Source organism: Pirellulaceae bacterium, from assembly GCA_019636385.1.
Lineage (GTDB): Bacteria > Planctomycetota > Planctomycetia > Pirellulales > Pirellulaceae > Aureliella.
On sequence record JAHBXT010000003.1, the window covers coordinates 638,715 to 657,023 of the forward strand.

At 53.9% G+C, this 18,309-nt stretch carries 13 protein-coding genes; 6 read left to right on the plus strand and 7 right to left on the minus strand.

Going from position 1 to position 18,309, the window contains the following annotated elements; all coding sequences use genetic code 11:
* The first annotated feature begins 344 nt into the window (after positions 1-344).
* The 3 genes from KF752_13215 to KF752_13225 all read left to right on the plus strand — a co-directional run bounded on the left by KF752_13215 (position 345) and on the right by KF752_13225 (position 4,873).
* Entirely contained in the window at positions 345-1,202 is an 858-nt protein-coding gene (locus KF752_13215; GenBank protein MBX3422507.1) for a PEP-CTERM sorting domain-containing protein, read from the plus strand.
* Positions 1,203-1,456: 254 nt separating this feature from the next.
* Positions 1,457-2,932, plus strand: a complete 1,476-nt coding sequence (locus tag KF752_13220) for a hypothetical protein (GenBank protein ID MBX3422508.1) — start codon at positions 1,457-1,459, stop codon at positions 2,930-2,932.
* A gap of 477 nt (positions 2,933-3,409) precedes the next feature.
* Complete coding sequence (locus KF752_13225) at positions 3,410-4,873, plus strand: hypothetical protein (protein ID MBX3422509.1); 1,464 nt, start codon at positions 3,410-3,412, stop codon at positions 4,871-4,873.
* A 4-nt stretch (positions 4,874-4,877) separates the two neighbouring features.
* On the opposite strand, the gene KF752_13230 is transcribed toward KF752_13225, so the two are convergent.
* From KF752_13230 to KF752_13245, 4 genes are all read right to left on the minus strand, one after another.
* Positions 4,878-5,765 (minus strand): RNA methyltransferase, encoded by an 888-nt coding sequence (locus KF752_13230; GenBank protein ID MBX3422510.1) that lies wholly within the window; start codon positions 5,763-5,765, stop codon positions 4,878-4,880.
* A gap of 77 nt (positions 5,766-5,842) precedes the next feature.
* Positions 5,843-6,946 (minus strand): Gfo/Idh/MocA family oxidoreductase, encoded by a 1,104-nt coding sequence (locus KF752_13235; GenBank protein ID MBX3422511.1) that lies wholly within the window; start codon positions 6,944-6,946, stop codon positions 5,843-5,845.
* A gap of 76 nt (positions 6,947-7,022) precedes the next feature.
* Entirely contained in the window at positions 7,023-7,835 is an 813-nt protein-coding gene (locus tag KF752_13240) for a DUF1080 domain-containing protein (protein ID MBX3422512.1), read from the minus strand.
* A gap of 103 nt (positions 7,836-7,938) precedes the next feature.
* Positions 7,939-9,279: a hypothetical protein gene (locus KF752_13245; GenBank protein MBX3422513.1), complete on the minus strand. Its 1,341-nt coding sequence runs from the start codon at positions 9,277-9,279 to the stop codon at positions 7,939-7,941.
* Positions 9,280-9,486: 207 nt separating this feature from the next.
* On the opposite strand from KF752_13245, the gene KF752_13250 reads away from it, so the two are divergent.
* Positions 9,487-10,890, plus strand: a complete 1,404-nt coding sequence (locus KF752_13250; protein ID MBX3422514.1) for an undecaprenyl-phosphate glucose phosphotransferase — start codon at positions 9,487-9,489, stop codon at positions 10,888-10,890.
* A gap of 477 nt (positions 10,891-11,367) precedes the next feature.
* A complete protein-coding gene (locus tag KF752_13255) occupies positions 11,368-11,865 on the plus strand; it encodes a hypothetical protein (protein MBX3422515.1) in 498 nt (165 codons plus the stop codon).
* A gap of 183 nt (positions 11,866-12,048) precedes the next feature.
* On the opposite strand, the gene trpE is transcribed toward KF752_13255, so the two are convergent.
* Together trpE and KF752_13265 are read right to left on the minus strand one after the other, a co-directional pair.
* Positions 12,049-13,710 (minus strand): anthranilate synthase component I, encoded by a 1,662-nt coding sequence (gene trpE / locus KF752_13260; GenBank protein ID MBX3422516.1) that lies wholly within the window; start codon positions 13,708-13,710, stop codon positions 12,049-12,051.
* 543 nt (positions 13,711-14,253) lie between these two features.
* Positions 14,254-15,414 (minus strand): hypothetical protein, encoded by a 1,161-nt coding sequence (locus KF752_13265; GenBank protein MBX3422517.1) that lies wholly within the window; start codon positions 15,412-15,414, stop codon positions 14,254-14,256.
* Between the two features lie 234 nt (positions 15,415-15,648).
* On the opposite strand from KF752_13265, the gene KF752_13270 reads away from it, so the two are divergent.
* The gene (locus KF752_13270) at positions 15,649-17,508 is read left to right on the plus strand and encodes a M20/M25/M40 family metallo-hydrolase (GenBank protein MBX3422518.1); all 1,860 of its coding nucleotides are present in this window, start codon (positions 15,649-15,651) and stop codon (positions 17,506-17,508) included.
* Between the two features lie 10 nt (positions 17,509-17,518).
* Here the strand turns inward: KF752_13270 and KF752_13275 are convergent, their stop codons facing one another.
* Positions 17,519-18,304: a hypothetical protein gene (locus KF752_13275; GenBank protein ID MBX3422519.1), complete on the minus strand. Its 786-nt coding sequence runs from the start codon at positions 18,302-18,304 to the stop codon at positions 17,519-17,521.
* Positions 18,305-18,309: the final 5 nt, after the last annotated feature.

Consider the following 18,309-nt stretch of genomic DNA (forward strand, 5'->3'; position numbering starts at 1 on the left):
TGAGTTTCTTCAGCACCATAACCTCATGGACGCCATTCGCAGGTGCGAACGAGCTGAGCCGTTTTTTGCCGTCCCTGGCAAATCTTAGTTGGGGAACCAAAAAAGTATCCAAAAGCAAATTCAGACGGCTTGTGCTCGCCATGGTACTTGCAGCCCCCTGTAATGTGGGGTGGTCTGTTTATAGAAACATTACGTTTCTTGACGGAAATATGGCTTGAGAGCATTGAGTAATTTCTTCCGCCAGCTAAATTGGACTTAGGTCTACTCTGGTCCCGCTAGCGCAATGTTTGCGGGGCGCATAGCGGCCCTAATTCTACTTCGTTTACCTTCAGGAGTATTGGCGTATGAAGATTCGAACTTTATTGCTTTGTACGGTGGCGCTTGCTTGCGGCCTCGTAAGCCAAGGTCAAGCGGCCGTGGTGAATTGGACAATCGACTCCAACCAGAGTTGGATTCGGCTGAGCGTGCCGGATCAGGTGATTAACATCGGTGGTGGCAATACTCTGCCTGCGTATCTCCGTAATCAAACCGCCAACCCAGGCGATCCGGTGGCCGGCAGCTGGACGGACTCCGGTAAACGATTAGCGTCAGTATCCGGCGTGATTGCGTCGAATATGACCTCCAATTCGATAACCTTTGCTTCCGGTACACACGCGGCACCTGCAGCGGCGACTGGAAATTGGCGACCGGATGCGGCGTCTTGGGATGGAAGTACGTTTAACACCGCCAATGGCGCGGTCAGCCCGTCGGTGTTCGCTGCGGACTTGACCCACACCGGAGCCTTCAAGATCGCCTTTCTGAATTTTTACAATGTCAATACAGACTACGCTGGAACTGCGACGGGTCTATCTAGCTATGCTGGAACCGGTGCAGGGACATTGGCAGTCGGCGCACTGGGGACGATTCTCGACCTGGACGCACTGTTTTTGATCACTGACAGTCGCACGAATCTCGGTGCACTGGTCGGTAATTCCAATTTGGGTGTGAACGGTTCGCTTAACATCGTTAATACCGGTGGGCTGAACCGTGAAATGGTGATTACGCATACCGTGCCGTTTGTCACTTTCATCAATGGATTGCCGGTAAATGCCAGCTTCCAATCCCGGATTCTGGCGACGGCCACAGTGCCTGAGCCTGCTAGTTTGAGTCTGCTGGGATTGGCAGTTTCGGCATGCGCATTGCGTCGTCGCCGTAAGGTGTAACTTTCAGGAAATTCGAAATGACTATAACCCCAGTTTGGCGGGCGTTGACCTGGCGAACTGGGGTTTTGTGGTATGTCTGTGGTGTTTGTGTGCTGGACGGTCGTCTCAGGTTTTTTTTCGGCTGTCCGTTGATAAGCTGTTGAAGTCAGGCTAGTCAGTTGAGCTTGCTGCTCGCCAAATCGGTGTCCTTATAGCAATTGACTGTTACAATCGTAATTTCAGTTACAATAGTAGTTTCATAGGAGTAGTATTAAATGATCATTAAGAAGACGATGGCGCTTGCGGCACTGGTTGCCGTTTGTCTGTCCAATGTTGGCCAGGCTGAAATGGTCACGTGGACCATTGACACCGCGCAAAGCTGGATTCGACTGACGATTCCAGATCAACTTATTACCGTTGGAAGTAGTTTGGTACCTGCGTATTTGCGGGGTGCCCCGACGCCATTTGACCCCAATGACCCATTTACTCCAAATCCAGTAGCTGACTGGCAGGACGGTGCCGGGCGGCTGTCACACCTTCAGGGAACGTTCAATTCAAACTACACCGAAGGCTCTAGCGTTCAGTTCACATTTGGCGATGACGCTGCGACAATTGCGGAAATTGGTAGCTTTATTCCCAACCGCAACTTTTATACGGTGGGACCGCCAGAGGGCTTCAACTACCATACGCTCCCTGGGAATGGCCATCCAGCAGCATTTGCGTTTGACCTAACTTTGGGTGGTTTCTCACGAATTGCTCCCTGTGCCATTTGGGGAATGAACTTTGATGCTAATGGTACCGTGAATTTGAGCGGTACGGGCCCTTGGACGGGTAACGCGAACACGCTTACCGTTGGTGGAGAGAATGGTTCAATTCTTGACTTTTGGGCGTTCTCCATAACAGGTTCTGATCGGATCACGATTGGGACCACTCAGGGAACCAACACCGGGAATCTGACGATTGAAAACACCGGAGGGCAGAACCGCAAACTGACAATGGGCATTAATTGCCTATTCACTGTGTTGATTAGCGGTTTGCCGTTGGAGAACTCGCGGTTTGACGGGCAGATCGTGGCTACTGCTACGCTGCCAAGTCCAGCGGCCAATCTGGTCGCCAAGCGGGTCTATCACAATGGCTTTGGTGGTGGCGGGACGCCACCCTGGAACGCGGTTAACCCGACCAAGGAAATCATTCAGCGCGGTGCCGCACCGGTTCAAGTTGGCCTAATCAACCTAACCAACGATAGCCGCGGACTAAACGGGGTTGTGCTGGATTATGATAACTTGGCAGCGCTGGGCGATCTTACTTTGGAATACAAGATGAGTCCAACGGGAGCATTCAATGAAGGTGCCAATCCAGTATCAGGTTGGGCCAATGCTCCGGCGCCGACATCGGTGACGCTGCATCCGGACTTGGCTGCGGCAGGCGGAAATGACCGCGTGCGGATTCTGTGGGCCGACAATGCGATCGCCAACCGTTATCTGTGCATCAAGGCAACGGTCGGAGGAAATACGAAGGAACTGTATGTAGGGCACCTGCGAGGTGAAACCACAGGTCCAGATGCAACGCCGACGTTTACGGTTTCGTTTGCTGATATAACTGAGATCAAGAACACAGTTGCCCAGATTGTTGGCGCAGGTGGACCGACCGACATCGACAAGAACGGAACGGTAGCCTTTGCGGACATCACGGCGATGCGTGACAATATTTCTGCTCAGTTGACGCGGATTACCATCCCAGTCAGTCCCTAATGGATGATGTACTGGGCAGGTTGGATGCCAATGTAATCTGAGATTTTACAACTGCTTGGGGGATGACCCCAAGCAGTTTTTCGTAGGTACGTTTGCTATGGCCTTCGTGTAATGGGGTTAGCACCAAAGTGCGGGCGAATTCTGCCACGTCACGATAAATCACGTAGCGCTGGGTTGGCGATTCATCGGGCAGGATCAACGAGGCGTCGCCGAAGCTTTCGCTTTGACCCAAGTATGTTGCAGATAATCTGATTTCATCGGCTACACAAAGAACCGTCCGCGCGTACGTGACACTCTCTCTACTTACCACGCCTGAAATACAGTAGAACCTGACGGGACTGAACAACTAGAGACAATTCAAGATGATGCTCCAATGACAGTTGTTTAAGCTCCAGAAGAATCATAGCTCCAGCGGTTGTATTGCAGCGAGCTTAGCGGTTTTAATTCTACTTCGTTTACCTTCAGGAGTATCAGCGTATGAAGGTTCGAAATGTATTGTTTTGGACGGTTGCGCTTGCTAACGGCCTTGCAAGCCAAGTTAAAGCGGCCGAGGTGAATTGGACTATCGACTCGAACCAGAGTTGGATTCGACTTACAATTCCTGATCAGGTGTTTGCCGTTGGAAGTAGTTTGCTTCCTGTGTATCTGCGGGGTGCTCCCACGCCGTTCGACCCCAATGACCCTACTATGCCAAATCCAGTAGCTGACTGGCAGGATAGTGCAGGAAGGTTGTCACGCCTGCAGGGAACGTTCAATACAAACTACACCGAAGGCTCTCGCGTTCAATTTACATTTGGCAATGACGATATGAGAATTGCAGAAGTTGGTAGTTTTATTCCGGACCGCAATTTCTACAATCCGGGACCACCAAAGCGCTTCGACTACCATACTCTCCCCGCCAATGGCCATCCAGCGGCAGTTGCGTTTGATCTTACATTGGGTGGGGTTTCAAGAATTGCTCCCTGCGCTATGTGGAGGATAAACTTCGATGCTGATGGTACCGTGAATTTGAGCGGCTCGGGCCCCTGGACGGGTAACGCGAGCACGCTTACGGTTGGTGGAGAGGATGGTGCAATTCTTGACTTCTGGGCGTTTTTCATAACGTTTCCTGATCGGATCAGAATTGGGACCACTCAGGGAACCAACACTGGGAATTTGACGATTGAAAACACCGGAGGACGGAACCGCAAGCTGACAATGGGCATCCATTGTCTATTCACCTTGTTCATCTTCGACTTGCCCTTTGAAAACTCGCGATTTGACGGGCAAATCGTGGCCACAGCTACTCTGTCTAATCCAGCGTCCGAACTGGTTTATCACAATGGCTTTAGTGGTGGTGGGACCCCGCCCTGGAACGCAGTCAACCCGATCAAGGAACTGATTCAACGCGGTGCTGCGCCGGTTCAAGTTGGCCTGATCAACCTGACCAACGATACTCGTGGACTGACTGGAGTTGTGTTAGATTTCGATAATTTAGCATCGTTGAGCGATCTTAGTTTGGAATACAAGATGAGTCCTACCGGTGCGTTCAACGAAGGTGCCAATCCAGTGTCAGGCTGGGCTAACGCTCCGGCACCGACATCGGTGACGCTGCATCCGGACTTGGCCGAGGCGGGCGGAAATGACCGCGTACGGATTTTGTGGGCTGACGGTGCGATCGCCAACCGTTATCTGTGCATCAAGGCAACTGTCGGAGAAAATACTCGGGAGCTGTATGTGGGGCACCTGCGAGGTGAAACCACAGGTCCAGATGCAACGCCGACGTTTACGGTTTCATTGGCAGACATTACTGAGATCAAGAACACCGTCGCCCAGATTGTTGGCGCAGGTGGGCTGACCGACATCGACAAGAACGGAACGGTAGCCTTTGCGGACATTACGGCGATGCGTGACAATATTTCTGCTCAATTAACGCGGATTACCATCCCAGCCAATCCCTAACGGATCATGTTCCGGAATGGCCGCAGTAGTGATGCATGACGATGCCTGCGGCAACGCCCACGTTCAGAGAATCCGTGCAGTGGTGCATTTCGATTCGCACACATTGGTCTGCCAGGGTTAGTACGTCGTTCGGTAATCCATAACGCTCGTTTCCCATCAGCAAAAGTACTGGTCCGGACCTCCGAGCACTGGTCAGCGGCAGGCTGTTGGAACTGAGGGTTGTGGCTACACAGGAAAAGCCTCGTTTCTTGAATGACTGTAGGTCGCGTTTCAAATCTAAACAGTGGATTAGCTGCAGGCTGAGCGCATTACCCATTGATACACGCAAGGCGCGTCGCGACAGAGGGTCGGCTGTACTGGGCCCGATCAGAACCCCCGTGATTCCAAGTCCAGCTGCGGTTCGCAGCATTCCGCCCACATTTTCCGGGTCCTGAACACCGATCAGTCCTAACCATGTCTGGTTTGTGGCGCTGGTGGAACTCGGTTCGTTTCGGTTCTGAAGGTCACTGCATTCTGCTTGTGCTGCACAATCGACTTGCGAAAGGTCGTAGTCCGTGATGAACTTTCTTGCCGGTCGAACGCCACATGCTAGTACGCCTCGGTGAAAATGAAAGCCTACCAGTCGCTCGACTAACTCATGTGGAACTACTAACAACTGAATGGAATCCGGTACCTGCGGACGGTATTGTGCGTAGTATTTTTGATCCAGAAGTACGCTTTGCACCTGATAGTGACTATTCAGCAGCCGCTGAACAACTAGCGGCCCTTCGGCGATAAAAATCCCGCTATGCCAGGTCCAATTCCTGTTGCGCAAGTCATAATACGCAGCCAGTAGCGGATGGTGTAAGTCCTGGATATAGGCCTCATTAGCAGATGTCGAATCTTCTTTCATTGAGCGAACATCGCCGCGTATCGCGTGTGGTGTCGAGTCGAACGTGCAAACATCTAGTTGCACTTTAGGTGCAACGCCTACAAAGTAACGGCAGCCCCATCACGCTGAGCAGACCGGTAGCATGCGTCCATGATCTGTTGGGTATGCAGCGCCCAAGTAGGCCACTGCGAATTCAATTGACCTGATAGTACCTGTGCAGCAAACGCTTGAATCATCCTGACTTCCTGCGCTGAAGTATGTCCGGCATCGTATTCGTTCACAGTGTGGCGTTGCACATGGCTTTCCATGTGGAAAGAACAATTGTCGATGGCAAAATGATCGTTACCAACGATGGCCGACAATTCAGCTCCGCGGTAGGGCAGAACGAAATCGTCAATCCTCAAGTATCCCAGCGAACCGCTAACATGCAGCCATTGCTGGTGCGCCGTACGAAATGAATTGTAAAATGAGGCGGTTACTCCGCCGGGAAAAAGTAGCTCTCCGGAGAATTCACCGGGCACATCGCCGGGGCTGGCGTGGCCGCGCATGGTGGTCAGCGTCCGGCCACGTACTTCAACGGGCAACTGCTCATCCATCAGGCAGTAGAATGCTCGAATGCAGTACCAGCCTAAGTCCCCCAAGCATCCATAGGGCTCCAGTAGACTGTTGGTACGAATATTTTCGCGCGCGAATTCATCGCCACCAGCAAAGCTAAACTCGGATACCAAGCGGCGCACGTCTCCAATTTTGCCTGGTTCGGCCAGCAGCCGACGAACCAGCGGTAGACGCTGGCTGTGCATGAACATCACGCCATCCATGTACTGCACGCCGTGTTGGCGACAGGCCTCCAGCATCTCACTCAACTGACCGGCGTGCAATGCCGATGGCTTCTCGCCGATCACATGCTTGCCGGCCTCGGCAGCTCGAATCACCCATTGGTGTCGCAGGGCTGTGGGCAGCGGTATATAAACGGCGTCGACTTGGTCGCTATCGAGCAATTCCTGATAAGACCCAAAGGCTTGTGGTGGCGAGGTCTGCGGTACTTCACTGGAGCACTGGTCGATAAACTGCTGCGCGGCCTGCTGGCTACGACTGGCTACGGCCGCCACTCGAGAGTTGCTCGCCAAGCGCATGGCTTTCCAATTCTTGCGGCCGATTCCGGCTGTACTCAATATCCCAAACCGACACACGCGATCGGACATTCCAAATCCCTACTTCAAGATGTATTCCGGTTGTAAAATCCAGCGTAGCAGGTTCGATGGAAGCCGCGAGCTATCGCTATTTGTCCTGCACAGGTATTTCCTGGGCGCCGCGACGAATAAATGGACCGCGCTCTCGTTCGCCTTGAATTGGCTGCAGCCGTCGGACCCAAATATTGCGGAAGCGAACAGGATTGCCGTGATCCTGTAAGCGAATCGGTCCGGCATCCGCATGTTGTTTGTATTCTGGCGGGCGATGATAGGGTGTGTCCCCCTCTAGCTGAAAATGGTTCAAGATCAAGATGCCATTGTGAATGGCGGTAATGTATGCGGGAGACTTCAGCGAGCCGTCTTCATTGAATCTCGGCGCCGTCCAAACAATGTCATAAACATTCCATTGACCGGGAGGTCGCATCGCGTTGGCCAACGGCGGAGTCTGCTTGTAGATGGCTCCCGCCTGGCCGTCGGGATATGTCTCGTTCTCGAACGAATCTAGCACCTGAATCTCATAGGTATTCATGAAAAAAATGCCACTGTTGCCACGACCTTGACCGCTGCCGCGAATCTCCGTTGGCGCGGACCATTCAAGGTGCAACTGACAGTCACCAAATGTCTCTTTGCTAAAGATGTCTCCTCGGCCAGATACCATGGCACCCTCTTCGATCCGCCACTGGTCCGCATTGTTCCATTGAGAAAGGTCCGTGCCGTCAAACAGAATGACTGCGTCTGATGGAGCATCAGCGGAAGTGGCACCTGGGGTCAGCACTTTGGGTTTTTCCCATCTGATACCAGACAAGTATTCTTCGGCCGCTGCCGGTGACGCACCGAAAAACAGCAGCAACAGTGCTAGTCTCCAAGCACTCTTGACTTTATAGTTCAAGACCAATTTCATGGCTGTCTGCTCCAAGTTAAAACCTATAATATCTGTAAAGCAACATCGCGCTCGGTAACCAATGCCCATTTTAGCGTGGTGTACGCGGATGTAGTAGCACCTGCTAGGGCGTCCACTCGCCCACCGCAGCCACAATACGATGGTCATCTTCTGGCGCTACAAACCGCAGGTCGATGTAGGCTGGGTCAACCCGGCGATCCATGGCGATGGCTGCTCGTTGTTCTCCACCAGTCTCCAGCCAGTCGAAGAATGTAGAAGCATTTGCGGAAACATGCACCTGGATGGCCGGGCCTGCCAATTGGTATCGACACCACGGTGCTGGTCCCAGCGGTTGCGAGCGATCGACAACATTCGCGCCAGCAATTGGACCTAGACCACTCAGCTGCACCGCCAGTCGTTGACTGCGATTCTTCAAGACTTGTGGATTGGCAACCAACCCTCCAATAACAAGGCCACATTCCAGATCATCTTCAACGCTTGCCAACTGCATCGCTAGGACGTTAGCTGCGACAGTCGAGGCATCCATCCCGGCTCCCAGGCTTGATGCGGCTTGGCTGATTCTTTCGAGCGGATGCGTGCCACCCAGGCACAGCAGGCCGGACATTCCACCCAATAACAAATGGGTAGGTAGTAATACCACATCTGTGCCGTCACCACACCGCTGGTTGGCCAGTGGGAACCCCATCTGCTGACTCAGTTGCGGACTGAGACATCCATCAGCCAGCAGTTCGATGACCGGCGCATTGTGTTTTTTCGCAGCAGTCAATGCCTGAGCACGCTGCGCCGCTGCCGTCTGAGAGTCTAAGTTATTCGGACTCACCAACAAGATCGCCTGATCGTGGCGATTGGACAACGCTTGTTGCCAGTCGCTGGCTTCTACGCCGTTGACGGTACCAACTTCGGACACTGAATTGCCCCAGGCAGCGGCTTGCCGTTGAACGTCACCTACGCCAGCCAGACGCACGCAATCGGTTCGAGCCATTACCAAACCGCCGGGAGCTAACGTGCGAGAAACCAACTGCAGTCCGCCCAACATGTCGCTCAACCACAAATGATTGCAGCCAGCCAAGCAATGTCTGACCGCCTCGTTGGACCGTCGCATAGTTCGTTGTCGGTCATGATAGGCGGTTGCGGCGCGCGCATACGACCATGCGGCCGAGGAGATGATCGGCCAGCGATCCGCGTTTGACAGAAATAAGCTGCCAGTGGCATTCAGCAATTCACTATCTGGGCCGACGCTGTCCCCAGCAAGGGAACTTAGCCAACTGCGTACTTGCTGCCAAGCTTCATGAGCCTGCTGCAGCGGATTGACATCCTTCAAGCCCACTTTGCTGAGCGCATCACGGACTTTATGGGACAGTTCGGGACGCTGCAGGGCATCCACGACCTTTTCAAACGCAGCTACGGGCAACAAGTCTTCCAACCGACTGGGTATTTTCGCCATTTCAATCCCTACATTTTCAAGCCGCATCGCGCAGCAGTTGATATCGATTCTAGCGATTGTAATCCCGATACCAAGGACAGCACACTTCTTGGGCGGCCTGGGCTGCCTGGGATTGCATGTTTTCCAAGTGGCGAGGCTGAATATGGCCTAAGATTCGAAGATTGTTGAATCTATTGGCCCGCATCAAGCCGTCCGCATCGCTCGAAAATGACAAACTTTCGAATCAAACAATCGCAGTCCCCGCTCCGCGCGGTTTTACGAGTTTGCGACGCGATCACCATTGCAGTCAGTTTGTATGCCAGTCAATGGCTGGCTGGCCAGCCTACCAGCCAAAGCACGGCAGCCGCGATTGCAATTGCAATTGTGATTTACCTGTTGGTCAGCGAATTTTCGGCTGCCGTCAGCACAAGCACGGAAAGAACTCCAAATTCGGAATTGCTCAAGACTGCATTCAATTGGTCGTTCACGGTGTTGTGCTTGTCCTTAGTCGCGTTCTTTACCCGCCATGGCGAGTATTTCGCACGTAGCAGTATACTAAGTTGGATTGCGTTAACTGGTGCCAGCTTGGGCCTAGTCAATATCCTCCTGCGCCTCGCAACCGACATGTTCTTCTCAGCCGCTTGGAGTAGACGTAGGTGCGCCGTGGCCGGCTTGAACGAACTGGGCTGGCAATTGTTACAGAATTCTCAGGCTAATCCAGAATGCGGTTTAGATGTAGTTGCATTCTATGACGACCGTATCAAGAGCCGCCACCAGTTAGGCGATGAAGTCGTCAATCTGTATCGCGGTAAACTGGAAGAGTTAGTTGCAGAAGCCAAAGCAGGAAGGTTGGATACAGTCTTCGTGACGTTGCCGATGCGAGCGGAGAGCCGCATACGATGGTTGCTGGATGAGCTGGCAGATACCACGAGCAGCGTCTATATCGTACCCGACTTCTTCGTATTCGAATTGCTGCATTCGCGATGGAATTCGATCGGAGGACTGCCAGCCGTTTCCGTCTTTGAGTCCCCGCTGTATGGAGTGGATGGTTTAGTCAAGCGACTGTTTGATATCGCCGCCGCCTCAGCAGCCTTAGTTGCCTTGCTGCCGGTGTTCGTGGTATGCGGATTGCTGGTCAAGCGATCGTCGCCCGGACCGGTGTTCTTCCGCCAGTTGCGCTATGGTCTTGATGGCAAGAAAATCTGGGTTTGGAAATTCCGCACCATGCGCACTTGCGAAAATGGCGCGGAGGTACGTCAAGCGACTAAGGGCGACCCGCGCATTACAGCTATTGGCGCAGTCTTGCGTCGAACGAGCTTGGATGAACTGCCGCAACTGCTGAATGTGATTGAAGGCAGTATGTCGTTGGTTGGGCCACGGCCACACGCCAGCGCGCACAATGAACACTATCGCAAGCTCATTCGCGGTTATATGCTGCGCCACAAAGTCAAGCCTGGAATTACCGGCTTGGCCCAAGTTCAGGGGTGTCGCGGCGAGACGGAAACCCTAGACAAAATGCAAAAGCGCATTGAATTCGACCACAAATACATACAGCACTGGTCGCTGTGGATGGATGTCAAGATTCTGCTACGCACCTGCCTGGTGGTATTCAGGCAGGAAAACGCCTACTAGGGCAAAGTTTTCTGCAGTGGGGCTCGGATCGCTCCACAGGCGGTTTCTAAATGCAGGACAAATGCACCGTCACTGCCGGTGATTGGCGCACAGGCTCTGATTGCTACGATAAGCGCCGTGATGTAGCTGAAGTCGCTCGCGCGTTTTGTAGTTGCGCACTTCATGTTTTGTGGACCGGAAATACCCCATGAGCTGGTTGTTCGTACTCAGCCTTTGGCGGTCATCGTACTCATACTCGAACAGTGCGTTTCGAGTACGAGCAGGAGTACCATTGCATTGAGTACAAGTACGATTCCAGGACCAAAAGCGCAACTTCAAAACTCGCGCGGTTGTCCAATGGGGTGACCACCATCTGCTGACATTGGCTACGGAGCTACAATTATGGGCAGTATGCACCTCAGGGTTGTCGTGGTCGCTACTCGGTTCAAAATACCGGCATTGTCTTTTCAGCGCAGTTCACAATCGGAGCTAACTAACATGTTGTCGAAAATAACCTACTTTGCTGGGGCCAAACCGGCGCTTCACCGCTTACGTCCGAACTTGGCGATCACCATAGCACTAAACGCATTGGTTCTGATGTGTATCTCTTGCGAATCCAAAAAGCCTGAACAACCAGCGGCCGAAAACGCAGCCCCCGCCCCGCCGCCTATGGCAGCGCAACCTGCCGAGGTGGGCGTCGGTAAGCAGGGGGCGAGTATGGAGAATGACACGGCCGCCGACAGGCTCATTACGGGGCCGGCGATTCAATTATTTCAAGCTCGCCAGCGCGCTGTGTTTGACGTGCAGATACCTCATGCACTAAATCTATACAAGGCGCTAAATGGCGCCGCACCTAAGAGTCACGATGAATTTGTGCGCGAGATTCTGCAAGCCAACTCAATTTCGCTGCCAGAGCTGAAGGAGGGAATGGTGTATCGCTACAATCCTGAAAAACAAGAGCTGTGGGTCTATCCGGCCAATCAAGCTCCCAACTAGCCAAGCTCCCAACTAGCCAAGCTGTCAACTAGCCAAGCTGTCAACTAGCGGGCTGTCAACTTGCGGGCTGTCATTTGGGCGGGAGGCCGATAGGGCTAGACCAGCAACCCCAGTGTCTAGACGGAGGACAATCCATTGAACCAACGCAAAAGCATTGACCCAACGCGAAAGCGACACTCGTTGCTAATTCGCGGCTCGTCGGGCTGGCTGCTGATCTTCAGTCACTGCCTCATGCCGGCGGTCTTCACTTCGTCCGACCGTGATTTGTATGGCGTGCAGCATTGCTCCGGCCTTGTTCAGCGTTTCCTGGTACTCGGCTGACGGAACACTGTCGGCCACGATTCCGGCCCCAGCTTGGATATAGATCTTGTTATTGCAAAAGACGATGGTTCGCAGAGCGATACAGGTATCCATGTTGCCGTTGTAATCCAGGTGGCCGACGGCACCAGCGTAAGGCCCACGGCGATGTGGTTCGATTTCGTCGATAATTTCCATGGCCCGCACTTTGGGTGCTCCCGATACGGTACCGGCTGGCAAGCAAGCCTTGAGCGCATCCATCGCGGTCAGCTCGGGTCTGAGCCGCCCTTGTACATTCGAGCTAATATGCATGACGTGACTGTAGCGCTCGACAACCATGACATCGCTCAGTTCAACACTGCCATATTGGGCGACGCGACCGATGTCGTTCCGGCCCAGGTCTACCAGCATCACGTGCTCAGCTCGTTCTTTGGGATCGGCCAGCAGTTCCGCAGCCAATTCAGCGTCTTCTCGGTCATCTTTGCCACGTCGTCTGGTACCTGCCAGCGGGCGCACTGTGGTTACACCGTCCATGACGCGGCACATTACTTCGGGCGACGAGCCAACCAAAGTGACGGCTGGTGTGCGCACGTAGAACATAAAAGGACTGGGATTCACGACTCGCAGCGTACGGTAAACTTCAAAGGGATCGCACAGTTGCGGCAGCTCCAACCGCTGTCCGATAACCACCTGAAAAATATCGCCCGCACGGATGTATTCAACGCACTTCCCGACAGCCAGCTCGAACTCAGGCTGCGTAAAATTGCTAGTGGGAGTCAACTGCATGCAGGAATCCATTTCAAAATCTTCTAACGGACTGGGCGGTAACGGGCGCTCCATGCGCTTGCACAATTCGTCCACTCGATAGGCACCGTCTGCCAAGGCGTCAGCAACATCTTTAAACTCGGACAGTCGCACGTAGGCTACGACAAACAGCGACTTGGTGACGTGATCGAAAATCACCAGGTCGTCGAATAGCGAAAAATCCAGATCGGGCAAACCGCGGTCATCGGTCGGAGGATTCGGCAAGTTTTCCACATAGCGCACTACGTCGTAACTGGCATACCCAAATGCGCCACCGGTCAGGGGAGGCAATTCTGGCAAACGGGCGGTGCGCTTTCCCGAGACGGTTTCCCATAGAGCCTGCAATGGATCAGCGACCTGTTCTTCCGTAACGGTCTGTCCGCGCTGGATGGTTAAAATATTGCCGCTGGCGGAGATGCGCTGATAGGGCGCGACGGCCACCAGGCTGTAACGGCCAACCTTTTCTCCGCCAATCACGCTTTCCAGCAGAATTGCCGACGGGCTATCAGGTTCCAATAGTTGAAACGCCGAGACGGGCGTCAACGTATCGCTGAGCAGTCGCCGATAGACGGGAACGATGTCGAAGCTGCGTGCTAACTCCAAGAATCGTTCAGGGGTCGGGAAAAATCGAGCCTTCATCGTCCTCGTTTGACTCTTCACTGAACTCGAAGCAGCATGGCGAAAAATAACATTCTTGATCTGACGTCGGATTGACCAACAAGCCAATGCCTGTTGGCAAACCATCTAACAACTGATCGCCTTCCATGACTACGGCCGGCAGGCGCTTGCCGTCGGTTACCTCTTCACAAATCATCTCCATGAAGCTTTCCACCGCAGCGTAACTGGTAAAGCAAACCACCGCCAAATCGTCATCAACTTCGGCCAGCACGACGCTAAAGTTCTCGTCCTCATCGATCTCGACTTCACCGGTTTCCAAGTCGATTTGCTGTAAGACGATAAAATCGTTGGCTCGAATCAGCGTTTCCGCCCGTTCCGCGTCGTTCTCTTCAGCCGCAGAAGCGATTTCTGCTCCCAAAACTGGATTGTCGGGGTAGTCGATTTCCGGATCATCTGCGGAACTCATATCGGTGCCGTCCATTGAGTAGCTACGGTTGCAGGTGGAGCGCAATGAGCAATCCGCTATCGCCGATTGCCACATCAGACGGGAGGATCGCTGTCACACAGCGGAAATCCTAAACGAAAACTGCCTGTCTCGACAGAGGCGTACCGAGAACCCTTGGCAAATTAAAGCCAATCCAAGCCTGGCCGGGGCTCCAGGATGGCAGTTTAGAGGTTTTCGTCAGCCGGGATTTTCACTAATCTTCCACCGCCCGAATGATCTGCCGCATCGCGCAGGGTCACGTACAGCCCTCCTTCGCCATCAAAGGCCATACAAATCGGATGCAGCAGATCGGCCAGTTTGATGGCTTTCATGCCGCTGGTGACTGTCGCGTCGGCGACAATTCGATAAAGTCCGCCTGCATCCGGCTGTGACCAGGCGGCGTCTAAGACGTACATCTGACGCCGGGCACTATACGCCACAGCCGAGATGTCCATGAGTCCGGAATCCAATTTCAGCAAAGCCTCTTTTGTGGCCGTATCGAAAAAAGCGATCAGGCTGTCCTTTTCTGTCCCAAGCTGGAACATTTGACCAAGCACCAGATAGCCATGTGGACTAACCGTAGCACCACCAGAATTGCCAACTCCCAGGGCATTGGTTGCATCGGCAAATCTGTCAAACTCAGATAATTCATCGCCGTTACGACTGGCCCGCGCGATCCATGTTTGAGCAGTATCACCGGCAGTGGCTGCGAAAACTGCGTTGGCAGTTATCGCCAAGCTAAAGAAATCGCCCGATCCATCGCTCTGATTGTCCTGTGGCAAAGTGAGTGTTGTCTTGGCCGCTTCCGCCTTCAGCGGTTCTATTGGGTCGGGCAGCGTAAAGACCTTCAACGTGGAGGCCGACTCGCCGTGGGCGCCACAACTAACGACCAACGTATTCTTACTAAGAAACGCAATGCTTAGCGGTCCACCCAGCCCAGCAATACCAGCGGGTTGCTCACGTCGAACAAACTCCGTAATCATTGGTTCGGACTTGCCGTCGACAATGCGCACGATCTGGCCGTTTCCAGAATCGGCAACCCAAACCAGTCCAGTCTCAGGTTGCAAGGCAACGCCGGTCGGGTGGAGCAACCCCTCAACTACCATGGAAATTTCTTTGCCAGAGTTCGTGCGATACTGCGGTCTGGATGCTTCGACTGCGGGGGCGGTTGTGGGCGGATCTTCAGCAAAAAGGGTTGAAGATAGGCAGGCGACCGCCGCCAGGCATAGGGTGCATGACCGTAGCGATACCGCGCGGGTTCGTATTGCATAAGTGCGAATTCCAGCCCGGGGCCTCGCCAACTTCATGTCCTGCAGATGTTCGTGAAAAATTAAGCTGGCACTCATGATCCAAATCTCTCAGTGGTTGGGTAGTTTGGCGACGTTCAACGGGGTATTAATTTCAGGCTTCACCGAACTTTGCGTTTGACGCAAAAGCACGTACACTTTAGCAGCCAAGGACATTCCGTCCCAGCCTTGGGGGTAGCTACGTTGACCAGAACGTGGGCCGCCGGGGTTTGTCAGCTCAACGAATTGGTTGGTTGACGCTCGAAATCCGCCGACTCGTAAAGCGACACGACTATGATCAAGCCTTTGCTTCGCACTATCGGTTACACCACTGTTATTGTACTGGGTTTATTGAACTGCCAAACCGGCCTGAGGGGGCAGGAATCGCCCGAAGCCGTCCAGGAGCGACTGCGGGCCGACGTGACGTTTCTGGCTGACGATGAGCGTGAGGGACGCGGCGTGGGGACCCACGGCTTGGAGGCGGCTGCACAGATGATTGCGACTCGCTTTTCTGAACTGGGACTAACCACCGATTTGTTCGCCGGATCCCCGTTTCAATCGTTTTCGATCCCCAATGGCTCTCAAGTGGCCCTACAGAGCACTCCCGACCTGCCCCCCAAGAATCGGCTCGTCTTTCAGTCGGTTCAGCCGCTGGAGCTAACGTTAAGTACCGACTGGACTCCGCTATCCCTCGGGGCTAACGGTAGTTTTTCAGGTCCGGTTGCGTTTGCCGGCTACGGCATTAGCAGTGTGGAGCATCAGTATGACGACTATGCAGGACTGGATGTTGACGGCAAGGTAGTGGTCATCATTCGCAAGCAGCCGCGATTGATGAACTCCGACAGTAGTTTCCGAAGCACTCGCAGCACGACGCGACATGCCTATTTTTCTACAAAGCTGGCCAATGCAGCGGCGCGAGGCGCGGCTGCGATCATCTTCGTCAACGATCGCGAGACGTTGCAAGACCAAGAAGCAGAGCGGTTGTTCCTGATCGATGAGGCTGGCAAGGCGCTCAGTACCACTCGAATACCGGTCATGCATGTGCTGCGAGATGCCATCGATCCTCTGATCCAGCAGTGCACCGGTCGTCCGCTGGCTGAATGGGAGCAAAAAATCGACGCCGATTCCAAGCCGGCTAGTCAATTACTTGCGGGGGTTACCGTCTCTGGCGCTGTACTGATCGAACCGCGCCAGTCGCAGGTTCACAATGTCGTGGGGTTGTTGCCTGGTTCGGGGACACTGGCTAATGAATATGTGGTTCTGGGCGCGCATTACGATCACGTTGGCATGGGCGGTCCCGGTTCGCTAGCGCCCGGCACTATCGCTGTCCACAACGGCGCAGATGATAACGCATCCGGTACAGCGGTTCTGCTGGAGGCGGCCAGGCAATTGTCGGTCAACACCTCAGTCGATCGTCGGAATATTGTGTTGATCGCCTTTGCGGCAGAAGAGCGCGGCTTGCTGGGTAGTAAGCATTACGTCCGACATCCCCGATTCCCATTGGAACAAACCAAGGCCATGGTTAATTTGGACATGGTTGGACGGATGCACGACGGTGCGTTGATCGTCTACGGTACCGGCACGGCCAGCGAATTTCCGGGTTGGGTTGAAGATCTGCGGCGTCCCTTGGACATCCAGGTTAGCCTTCAATCGGCAGGTTATGGTCCCAGCGATCATCAGAGCTTTCACGAGGTCGGTATGCCGGTCTTGCACCTGTTTACCGGCATGCACAATCAATACCATCGCCCCAGCGACGATTCGCATTTGATTGACTACCCCGGCATGGTCCGCGTGACCCAGTTTACGGTAAGCGTTATGCAGCATCTGGCGACCCATCCGGTGCCACCCACGCTGCGCGTGAACCGTTCTCAAGCCAAAATCGCTACTAATCCTGGGTGGCAGCGAGCCGTTTTAGGAATCACCATGGATTCGCGAGCCCAGAATTGCTTGGTCGCCAGCGTCAGCCTGGATAGTCCGGCGATGCAAGCTGGATTGCGCCCTGGTGACGTGATCGTCCGCATCGACGACCATGTGATCGACTCAAGTCGCGATCTGACCCGTGTCATGAGCCGCTTTCGGGCCGGTGAGGTAGTGCGGGTCGAACTCGCTCGCGAAGAAAACTTGCTGACGGTCTCGATCCAACTGGGGAGCTAAGCGACAAGGACTAGTGGCTATCGAGAAAGAAAATCCGATTGACGCGCCACTCGGCAATGTCGGCATGTTCTTGGGTGAGGTTCCGCATTAATTCGATCACAACCGGCTTGGAGGCGTCTTGATCGCTGCGCATCACCACTTGGATTCTGGTGACTTCTTTATTGTATTGAATCTCCTTAGTAGCCTGATAACGCCAGTTTGCAGTCGGGTTGTGTTGGATGTGAGTTATCACGGGATCCTGGCGAAACATCAGACTCGACAGCTTGCGCTCGCGTAGTGGATCGCGAGTTTCTTCCCCACCGCCAAATAATCCGAGCATTGCCATTTCAGGGACAACCACGCCTTCATAAGCTTCGTAGTAGTCCTGCAAGTTCATATCCGCAGGTTGGCGCTGGGCATTCGGTAGCCGCAGTTCCATGGCTTCATAGTTCTTGCCCTGAGCGACCAAGCTTAAGAATTCTGCGGCGTGGCGGCTGGCGGTCGCAGACAAATAATCGGAGTGCATGCGATTGGCCACGATGACCCAGACGGCGCTCATTAGTCCCAAGCCCAAGCACACGTTGGCCATCCACACGCCGGCATCGGCGTCCGGACGACTGAGACGATAGCTTAACACGCCACCCAGCACGATGGCCAGCAAAGACAACGGAAGCAGATATCCAGACAGCGGGACCAACAGGCTACACAGCCCAACCATCAACGAAAGCACCGCTACGTTGCTGACCGGTCGGGTGTTGAGGCTTTCCTCTTCGAATGCGCCCAATGAAAACTGAATAGTTGGAGTCGGGTTCGTCATCCGAA

What these genes read in the sequence shown, in the direction of transcription:
- KF752_13240 (MBX3422512.1), bottom strand. Translation starts at nt 7,835, where the DNA reads ATGAAATTGGTCTTGAACTATAAAGTCAAGAGTGCTTGGAGACTAGCA.
- KF752_13220 (MBX3422508.1), top strand. Translation starts at nt 1,457, where the DNA reads ATGATCATTAAGAAGACGATGGCGCTTGCGGCACTGGTTGCCGTTTGT.
- KF752_13235 (MBX3422511.1), bottom strand. Translation starts at nt 6,946, where the DNA reads ATGTCCGATCGCGTGTGTCGGTTTGGGATATTGAGTACAGCCGGAATC.
- KF752_13270 (MBX3422518.1), top strand. Translation starts at nt 15,649, where the DNA reads ATGATCAAGCCTTTGCTTCGCACTATCGGTTACACCACTGTTATTGTA.
- KF752_13245 (MBX3422513.1), bottom strand. Translation starts at nt 9,279, where the DNA reads ATGGCGAAAATACCCAGTCGGTTGGAAGACTTGTTGCCCGTAGCTGCG.
- trpE (MBX3422516.1), bottom strand. Translation starts at nt 13,710, where the DNA reads ATGGTTTGCCAACAGGCATTGGCTTGTTGGTCAATCCGACGTCAGATC.
- KF752_13225 (MBX3422509.1), top strand. Translation starts at nt 3,410, where the DNA reads ATGAAGGTTCGAAATGTATTGTTTTGGACGGTTGCGCTTGCTAACGGC.
- KF752_13250 (MBX3422514.1), top strand. Translation starts at nt 9,487, where the DNA reads ATGACAAACTTTCGAATCAAACAATCGCAGTCCCCGCTCCGCGCGGTT.
- KF752_13215 (MBX3422507.1), top strand. Translation starts at nt 345, where the DNA reads ATGAAGATTCGAACTTTATTGCTTTGTACGGTGGCGCTTGCTTGCGGC.
- KF752_13265 (MBX3422517.1), bottom strand. Translation starts at nt 15,414, where the DNA reads ATGAGTGCCAGCTTAATTTTTCACGAACATCTGCAGGACATGAAGTTG.
- KF752_13275 (MBX3422519.1), bottom strand. Translation starts at nt 18,304, where the DNA reads ATGACGAACCCGACTCCAACTATTCAGTTTTCATTGGGCGCATTCGAA.
- KF752_13230 (MBX3422510.1), bottom strand. Translation starts at nt 5,765, where the DNA reads ATGAAAGAAGATTCGACATCTGCTAATGAGGCCTATATCCAGGACTTA.
- KF752_13255 (MBX3422515.1), top strand. Translation starts at nt 11,368, where the DNA reads ATGTTGTCGAAAATAACCTACTTTGCTGGGGCCAAACCGGCGCTTCAC.